General features: G+C 69.9%; 7 protein-coding genes. 3 read left to right on the forward strand and 4 right to left on the reverse strand.

The window, feature by feature from the left end; translation table 11 throughout:
• Positions 1-130 precede the first annotated feature (130 nt).
• Genes Q4I23_RS27830 through Q4I23_RS27840 form a run of 3 tightly spaced genes read left to right on the forward strand, consistent with a single transcriptional unit; the run spans position 131 to position 4,738 of the window.
• Positions 131-1,069, forward strand: coding sequence for a sensor histidine kinase (locus Q4I23_RS27830; protein ID WP_498528357.1), 939 nt, complete (start codon positions 131-133; stop codon positions 1,067-1,069).
• On the forward strand, positions 1,066-2,445 hold the full coding sequence (locus Q4I23_RS27835; protein WP_498528358.1) for a sigma-54-dependent transcriptional regulator: 1,380 nt from the start codon (positions 1,066-1,068) through the stop codon (positions 2,443-2,445). The genes Q4I23_RS27830 and Q4I23_RS27835 overlap by 4 nt, the downstream gene beginning before the upstream one ends.
• Complete coding sequence (locus Q4I23_RS27840) at positions 2,438-4,738, forward strand: tetratricopeptide repeat protein (RefSeq protein ID WP_498528359.1); 2,301 nt, start codon at positions 2,438-2,440, stop codon at positions 4,736-4,738. Before Q4I23_RS27835 ends, Q4I23_RS27840 begins: the two co-directional genes overlap by 8 nt.
• 7 nt (positions 4,739-4,745) lie before the next feature.
• Here Q4I23_RS27840 and Q4I23_RS27845 read toward each other — a convergent pair whose 3' ends face one another.
• The 4 genes from Q4I23_RS27845 to scpA all read right to left on the reverse strand — a co-directional run bounded on the left by Q4I23_RS27845 (position 4,746) and on the right by scpA (position 8,270).
• Positions 4,746-5,438 carry a DUF2161 domain-containing phosphodiesterase gene (locus Q4I23_RS27845; RefSeq protein WP_454016918.1) on the reverse strand — a complete coding sequence of 231 codons (693 nt, stop codon included), beginning with the start codon at positions 5,436-5,438 and terminating at the stop codon, positions 4,746-4,748.
• A gap of 19 nt (positions 5,439-5,457) precedes the next feature.
• On the reverse strand, positions 5,458-5,778 hold the full coding sequence (locus Q4I23_RS27850; RefSeq protein ID WP_454016919.1) for a CcdB family protein: 321 nt from the start codon (positions 5,776-5,778) through the stop codon (positions 5,458-5,460).
• Entirely contained in the window at positions 5,778-6,014 is a 237-nt protein-coding gene (locus tag Q4I23_RS27855; RefSeq protein ID WP_172428560.1) for a type II toxin-antitoxin system CcdA family antitoxin, read from the reverse strand. The genes Q4I23_RS27850 and Q4I23_RS27855 overlap by 1 nt, the downstream gene beginning before the upstream one ends.
• Positions 6,015-6,116: 102 nt before the next feature.
• On the reverse strand, positions 6,117-8,270 hold the full coding sequence (gene scpA, locus Q4I23_RS27860) for a methylmalonyl-CoA mutase (RefSeq protein WP_498528360.1): 2,154 nt from the start codon (positions 8,268-8,270) through the stop codon (positions 6,117-6,119).
• Between the last annotated feature and the right edge of the window lie 72 nt (positions 8,271-8,342).

Below are 8,342 nucleotides of genomic sequence, written 5' to 3' on the forward strand. Positions count from 1 at the left end.
GCGTATAATCGTCGGCAGCGTCAGATGTGTATAAGAGACAGCCCTGCCCTGGGCCTTCGGCGGGGCATCCGACCGCATCACCCTGAGGGAGGGCAACGCGGAGCGGCGCTACCTCCTGCAATCCGCCGCGGTGCCCGGCGGCGATTGGACGATCCACGCCCTGACCAGCCTCGCCCCGGTCGCCACCCGCGCCCAGCAGGCCGGGCTGCTCGCCGCCGCGGTGGTGGCGCTGGCCGCCCTGACCGGCCACGCTCTGGCCCAGCGCCGCTTGAACCTCGTGGAGCGGCTGGCCCTCCAGGAGGAGGCACGGGCCGAGCTGGAGCGCCGCGTAGCCGCCGCCACCGCGGAGCTGCGCGCCACCGAGAACGAGCTGACCCAGGCGGCGAAGCTGGCGGCGCTCGGCCAGATGTCGGCGGCCATGGCGCACGAGATCAACCAGCCGCTGGCCGCCATCCGCAGCTTCGCCGACAACGCGGTGGTGCTGCTGGAGCGCGGGCGGCCGGACGCGGTGCGCGACAATCTGGCGGAGATCGCGGACCTGACCGACCGCATGGCCGCCATCACCCGCAGCCTGAAGGGCTTCGCCCGGCGCGCCTCGGGCACGCTGGGCGCGGTGTCCGCCGCCGCCGCCGTCGGACAGGCGCTGGCCCTGCTGGAGGCCCGGCTGCGCCGCGAGTCCGTGACGGTGGACACCGATCTTCCGGATGGCCCCCTGCTGGTCACCGGCGAGGACGTACGGTTGCAACAGGTGCTGGTCAACCTGATCGGCAACGCCGCCGACGCCATGCGCGCCTCCCCCCACCGCCATGTCCGCATCGCTCTGGCCGCGGAGGGGGAGGAGGCGGTGCTGACCGTCCGCGACAGTGGCCCCGGCATCGCGGAGGCCGACCTGCCGCGCATGTTCGTGCCCTTCTTTACGACCAAGGAGGCGGGCGACGGGCTCGGCCTCGGCCTGTCGATCAGCCACGGCATCGTCGAGGATTTCGGCGGCAGCCTGACCGCCGCCAACCATCCGGAGGGCGGCGCCCTCTTCACCATCCGCCTCAAGCGCAGGGATATCCAGACATGACGACCGGCAGCATCGCCCCGGGCGGCTCCGTCCTCTTCGTGGACGACGAGCGGTCCGTCCGTCTCGCCGGGCAGCAGGCGCTGGAACTGGCGGGCTTCGACGTTACCGCCTGCGACGGGGCGGAGCGCGCGCTGCGCCATCTCGGCCGCGACTGGCCGGGCGCCCTGGTCACCGACGTGCGCATGCCGCAGATCGACGGGCTGGAACTGATGGAGCGCGCCCTCGCGCTCGACCCCGAACTGCCGGTCATCCTGATCACCGGCCACGGCGACGTGCCGATGGCGGTGGAGGCGATGCGGCGCGGCGCCTACGATTTCCTGGAAAAGCCCTTCCCCTCCGACCGGCTGGTCGAGGTGACGCGGCGCGCGGTGGAGAAGCGCCGGCTGGTTCTGGAGAACCGGCGCCTGCGCGACCAGCTGGCCGGGTTGCCCGCCGGGGAGACCTCGCCCATCGTCGGGCGGACGCCGGGGATCGAGCGGCTGCGCAGCGCCATCGCCGCGGTGGCCGACACCGACGCCGACGTGCTGGTGCTGGGCGAGACCGGCACCGGCAAGGAGATGGTCGCCCGCGCCCTCCACGCCGGCAGCAACCGGCGCAAGCACCCCTTCGTCGCCCTGAACTGCGGCGCCATGCCCGAGGCGATCTTCGAGAGCGAGCTGTTCGGGCACGAGGCCGGGGCCTTCACCGGGGCCGGCAAGCGCCGCGTCGGGCGCATCGAGCACGCCAGCGGCGGCACCCTCTTCCTCGACGAGATCGAGAGCATGCCGCTGTCGCTCCAGGTCAAGCTCCTGCGCGTGATCCAGGAGCGGGTGGTGGAACCGCTGGGCTCGAACGAGCTGATCCCCGTGGACCTGCGCGTCGTCGCCGCGACCAAGGTGGACCTGCGCAAGGCGGCCAGCGAGGGCAAGTTCCGCGAGGACCTCTATTACCGGCTCAACGTTGTCGTGGTGACCATCCCGCCGCTGCGCGACCGCCGCGACGACATTCCCCTGCTGTTCCAGCATTTCATCGTCCAGGCCGCCGCCCGCTACAACCGCGAGCCCCGCGCGCCGAGCCCGGCGCAGGTGCAGCGGCTGGCGGCCCACGACTGGCCCGGCAACGTCCGCGAGCTGCGCAACGCCGCCGACCGCTTTGTCCTGGGGCTGGACGACGCGCTGTCCGCCGTGGGCGCCGCCGCTCCGGCGATGGCGGCGGGCCGCAGCGGCCTGTCGCTGGCCGAGCAGGTGGACCTGTTCGAGAAGAGCCTGATCGAAAGCGAGTTGGCCCGTTGCAAAGGCAGCGTGAAGGCCGCCATCGAGGCGCTGAACATTCCGCGCAAGACCTTCTACGACAAGCTGAAGCGCTACGGCCTCAGCCGCGAGGATTTCGTTGAGTGACCTTTCTTCGGACGGTGGACGGCGGGACCGCGATGGGCGAAAAAGCCATCCGACCCGCCCGCCCCATGAACACCGGAGGCCCGCCCTGGCGACCATAGCCGAAGCCCTCGCCGCCGCGCTCGATCACCACTTGAACGGGCGGTTGGCGGAGGCGGAGATCCTGTACGGGCGCATCCTGGAGGCCGCCCCCGAGCAGGCCGACGCCAGCCATCTGCTGGGCGTGCTGTGCGGGCAGACCGGGCGCGTGGAAAAAGCCGCGGCGCTGATCGGCGAGGCCATGGCGCTGCGCCCCGACGCGGCGGATTATCCCGCCAACCTCGCCAACATCCTCGACGCCGCGGGGCACCCGGAACGGGCTGCTGCCGCCCATCGCCGCGCCCTGTCGCTGGCCCCCGACGCGGCGGAGGGCTGGTACCGCTTCGGCAACGCCCTGCCCCACGGCGGCACCCACCTGCGCGAAGCGGCGGTCGCGGCGCTGGAACGCGCGGTGCGGCTGGTGCCCGGCGACCATCGCGCCGCGGGACGCGCCGCCCTTCTGCTGCAGATCATGGCGCGCCCCCACCGCGACGCCGGGCGGCGTGCGGAGGCCGCGGCGCTTCTGGAGCGGTCGGTGGGGCTGCTGCCGGAGGATGCGGGCGTCCGCTTCGACCGCGCGGCGGCGCTGTATGCCTTGGGTGACCGGAGCGGAGCGATGCGGGAATTCCGCCGCATGCTGGCGCTCGCCCCCGGCCACGCCGAAGCCTTGAGCAACCTCGGCCTGCTGCTCGACGAGAGCGGTCGCACCGCGGACGGCGCCACCGCCTGCCGGCGGGCGCTTTCCGTGCAGCCGGGCCATGTGGAGGGCTGGGTCAACCTGTCCGCCGCCTGCGAGACCTTGGGACGTTACGGCGCGGCGGCCGAGGCGGCGCGGCGGGCACTCGCGCTGCATCCTGGCCACGCCGGGGCGTTCAGCAACCTCGCCGGGGCGCTGGGTCTGATGGGGCGGGTGGAGGAATCGCTGCCGCTGCTCCAACGGGCTGTCCGACTCGCCCCCGACGACCGCGACGCGCGCAGCCGATACCTGTGCGCCCTGCTCTACCGCAGCGGTCAGGACGGCGCGGGCCTGCTGGAGGAATCACGGCGCTGGGCGGAGCACTTCGCCGTGTCGGCGCCCCTGCCGCGCCCGGCGAACGATCCCGACCCGAACCGCCGCCTGCGCATCGGGCTGGTGTCCGGCGACTTCCGGAACCACGCCTTTTCCTTCTACATGGAGCCGCTGTTCCGCGCCTTCGACCGGTCGGCGGTGGAGCTGTTCTTCTATTCGACCGCCACCGCCCCCGACGCCAAGACGGAGCGCTTCCGCGCCCTGGCCGACCGCTGGTGCGACGCGGCCGCCCTGACCGAGGAGGAGTTGGCCGTCCGGGTTCGGCGGGACAGGGTGGATGTTCTGGTGGATCTGGCCTCCCACACGGCGGGCAACCGGCTGGGCGTCTTCACCCGGCGCCCGGCGCCGGTGCAGGTGACCACGGCGGTGAACATCGTGACGACCGGCATCGACCGCTTCGACGCCTGCATCACCGACGCCCTGCTCGCCCCGCCGGGGGAGGAAGCCCATTACGCCGAGCCGCTGCTGCGGCTGCCCTGCTTCTCCTGGGCGTATCAAGGGCCACCGGAAGCGCCGGAAGTCGGCCCGCTGCCGGCGTCGCGCAACGGTTTCATCACCTTCGGCTCCTTCAACAACCTCAGCAAGATCACTGAGGAAACGGCGGCCCTGTGGGCGGGCGCGCTGAGGGCCGTCCCGAACTCCCGCCTGCTGCTGAAGTACAAGGCGATGCGCGATCCGGCCTCGCGCGCCCACCTGACGGCGCTGTTCGCCTGCCACGGCTTGGCCTCGGACCGGCTGGAGCTTCGCCGCCCGCCGGCCGGCATCCGCGCCAACCTCGCCGACTACAACGACGTGGACATCGGGCTGGACCCCTACCCCTACAACGGCCACACCACGACCTGCGAGGCGTTGTGGATGGGGGTGCCGGTGATCGTGCCGGCGGGCCGCCGCCGGGATCTGGGAATCGCGCGGGTGGGGTCCGCCATCATGACCTCCGTCGGGTTGCCGGACCTGATCGCTCCCGATGCCGATGCCTACGCCGCCCGCGCCGCGGCTTTGGCCGCCGACCTCGGCGCGTTGGCCGCCCTGCGCGCGGGCTTGCGGGGCCGTGTCGCGTCCTCCCCGCTCGGCGACGTTCCGGCACTGGCACGCGCCTACGAAGCCGCCTTCCGCACGCTCTGGCGGCGCTGGTGCGCGATGGCGCGGTAAAGCACGCCTATTCGGCGGCGAGCGCGTGGGCGAAGGTTTCCACGCCCTGGACGCCGGCCTCGGTCAATCCATAGGTGCCCTTGGCGATCCGCTCGAACCAGCCGTAGACGTTGCGCTGAAGGATGGCCGCGGCGTCCTTCGGCGCCCCGACGGCGCGCAGCGCCTTCAGGGACAGCGGCCCGGCCTGCAACAGCCGGGCGCAGCGCAGCGCATCCTGGCGGTAGGCGGTGACGATCGGCACGCGGGTGGAGCCGCCGCGGTTGGGATCGCCGCGGCGCCGCGCGTGCTCTCCCAGCAAGCGGGCGGTGCGCGTCCTGTCCTTGCGCGGGCTGTAGGGAACGGGGTCGAGCAGAACCTCCACCTCATGCCCCGCGGCCCGGCCGGTGTCGACGATCAGCAAGCCGACGCCCAGCCGCCGACACAGCTTGCGCACCCCGCTGTCGTGGGGCGACGCGCCGCTGGCCTTGCGCCCCGGCTGCGGCACGGCGAGATAGACGGTGTCCGTCAGGGCGAGCCGATCCACCCCCTGAAGCAGCAGGTCAAGGGTGAAGCGCTTCTTCAGCTCGACGATCAGCGGCGGCTCGGCCCCGCGCACCGCGACCAGGTCGCAGCCGTGGATTTCGGCCTTCACGTCGTAGCCCTGGGCTTCGAGGAAGGCCTTGACGGGGGCGTAGAGGTCGGTTTCGGCGGTGATGGACATGGGCTTAAGGTTCAACCGCTCACAAATCGCCGGTCAGCACATCGATGGCGCGCCGGATATCGTGGTGCCGACTGGACATGTTCATCACCACATCGCCGATGCCCGTCACCGGAATGCCCGCAATCTGCGACGTCATGGCAACCAGTTGCTCGCCCTGAATATCGAGCACCGGCATCACATCACGAATGGGTGTTCCCGCTTCAGACGTCCGGACGAGAGGAATGACGACGCGCGTGGAGCGCACCGCAACATGATTCCCTTGAACGACGAGAAGAAACGGAACCGGATGGTCAGGTCGGCCGACCGCATCCGGATTCCGGCAGACATCCAGGAAACGCATCAGAACATCCGCTTCCCGGTGCTGAACACGCCGTGCTTTTCCACATAGGAGTCGTAGGCATCAAAGGCCGAACGGTTTTCTTCGATCCAGCGCTCCCGCTTCGCGTCCTTCACCGACTGCTCGACGGCGGCTTCGAAGACTTGCGACAGGTTGATGCCTAAGCTCTTCGCTTCGGCGATCAGATCGGGCCGGGCCGAGACGTTGGTGGGCTTCCTCTGCACTGATCCGCGCGCCATGGACACCCTCCAACGAAAAAACATGCGCAAACACTATGCGCATGTTTCCTCATGGCGTCCAGTCCTCGCTGGGAGAGAGCGTGGCCCGCCCCTCCACACCGGTTACGCCGCAGTCTTCTGCTTGCGCAGGATGGCCAGGATGTCGGAGGCGGCCTTCGGGATGTTGGTGCCGGGGCCGTAGATGGCGGCGGCTCCCGCCTTGTAGAGGTAGTCGTAGTCCTGGGGCGGGATCACGCCGCCGCAGACGACGAGGATGTCCCCGGCGCCTTGGCGGCGCAGTTCCTCGACCAGTTGCGGGACCAGGGTCTTGTGTCCAGCGGCCTGGGACGACACGCCGATGACGTGCACATCGTTCTCCACCGCCTGACGAGCGGCCTCCTCCGGCGTCTGGAACAGCGGCCCGATGTCCACGTCGAAGCCGATGTCGGCGAAGCTGGTGGCGATCACCTTGGCACCGCGGTCGTGGCCGTCCTGGCCCATCTTGACGACGAGGATGCGCGGGCGGCGGCCCTCCTCGGCGGCGAAGGCGGACACCTCCTCCTGGATCTTCTTGAAGCCCTCGTCGCCCTCATAGGCGGCGCCGTAGACGCCGGAAACGGAGCGGATGACCGCCACATGGCGGGTGAAGGCCTTCTCCAGCGCGTCGGAAATCTCGCCGACCGTGGCGCGGGCCCGGGTGGCCTCGACCGACAGGGCCAGCAGGTTGCCGGACTTCTCCGTGGCGGCCTTGGTCAGCGCTTCCAGGGCGGCGCGGCACGTGACGTCGTCGCGGTTGGCGCGCACGCTGTTCAGGCGGGCGATCTGGGATTCGCGGACCGCCGTGTTGTCGATGTCCAGCACGTCGACCATCTCGGGGTTCTCGGGGCGGTACTTGTTGACGCCGACGATCACCTCCTCGGCGCGGTCGACGCGGGCCTGCCGGCGGGCGGCGGCCTCCTCGATCAGCAGCTTGGGCATACCGCTGTCCACCGCCTTGGTCATGCCGCCAAGATCCTCGACCTTGTTGATGAGGTCGAGCGCGGCGTTGGCGAGGCTGTGGGTCAAATTCTCGATGTAGTAGGAGCCGCCCAGCGGATCGACCACGTTGGTGACGCCCGACTCCTCGGCGATGATGAGCTGGGTGTTGCGGGCGATGCGGGCGGAGAACTTCGTCGGCAGGCCCAGCGCCTCGTCGAAGGCGTTGGTGTGCAGCGACTGGGTGCCGCCCAGCACCGCCGCCATCGCCTCGATGGTGGTGCGGATGACGTTGTTGTAGGGGTCCTGCTCGGTCAGGCTGACGCCGGAGGTCTGGCAGTGGGTGCGCAGGGCCAGCGAGCGGGCGTCCTTCGGGTCGAACTTCTGCTTCATCAGGGTCGACCACAGCAGGCGTGCGGCGCGCAGCTTGGCGATCTCCATGAAGAAGTTCATGCCGATGGAGAAGAAGAAGGACAGGCGCGGCGCGAACTTGTCGACCGGCAGCCCCTTGGACATGGCGGCGCGGACATATTCGAGGCCATCGGCGATGGTGAAGGCCAGTTCCTGCACCGCGGTCGCCCCGGCCTCCTGCATGTGGTAGCCGGAGATCGAGATCGAGTTGAACTTCGGCATGTTCAGCGCCGTGTACTCGATGATGTCCGCGATGATCCGCATCGAGGGCTCGGGCGGGTAGATGTAGGTGTTGCGGACCATGAACTCTTTGAGGATGTCATTCTGGATGGTTCCGCTCAGCTTGTCCTGGCTGACACCCTGCTCCTCCGCGGCGACGATGTAGCCGGCGAGGATCGGCAGCACCGCGCCGTTCATGGTCATCGACACCGACATCTTGTCGAGCGGGATGCCGTCGAAGAGGATCTTCATGTCCTCGACGCTGTCGATGGCGACGCCGGCCTTGCCCACGTCGCCGACCACGCGCGGGTGGTCGCTGTCATAGCCGCGGTGGGTGGCGAGATCGAAGGCGACCGACAGGCCCATCTGCCCGGCCTTCAGGTTCGCCTTGTAGAAGGCGTTGGAGTCCTCGGCGGTCGAGAAGCCGGCGTACTGGCGGATGGTCCAGGGCTTCACCGCGTACATCGTGGCGCGCGGGCCGCGGGTGAAGGGCGGGAAGCCGGGCAGGCTGTCCAACTCCAGCCCTTCCAGATCGGCGGCGGTGTAGAGCGCCTTGACGTCCAGACCCTCCGGAGTCTTCCAGACGAGGTCTTCGAGCGTCCCGTTGGCGCCCAGGTCCTTGGTGGCCAGGGTCTGCCAGTCGGCCTGGGTCTTCTTCGGGAACTCGCTCATGGGACGTCTCCTCGACACGGCTTTTTGGTTCGAATGATTTGAAACGATCAATGAAACGGGAGTGTCTTGCCC

The organism is Azospirillum sp. UFLA03-27 (genome assembly GCF_059803775.1).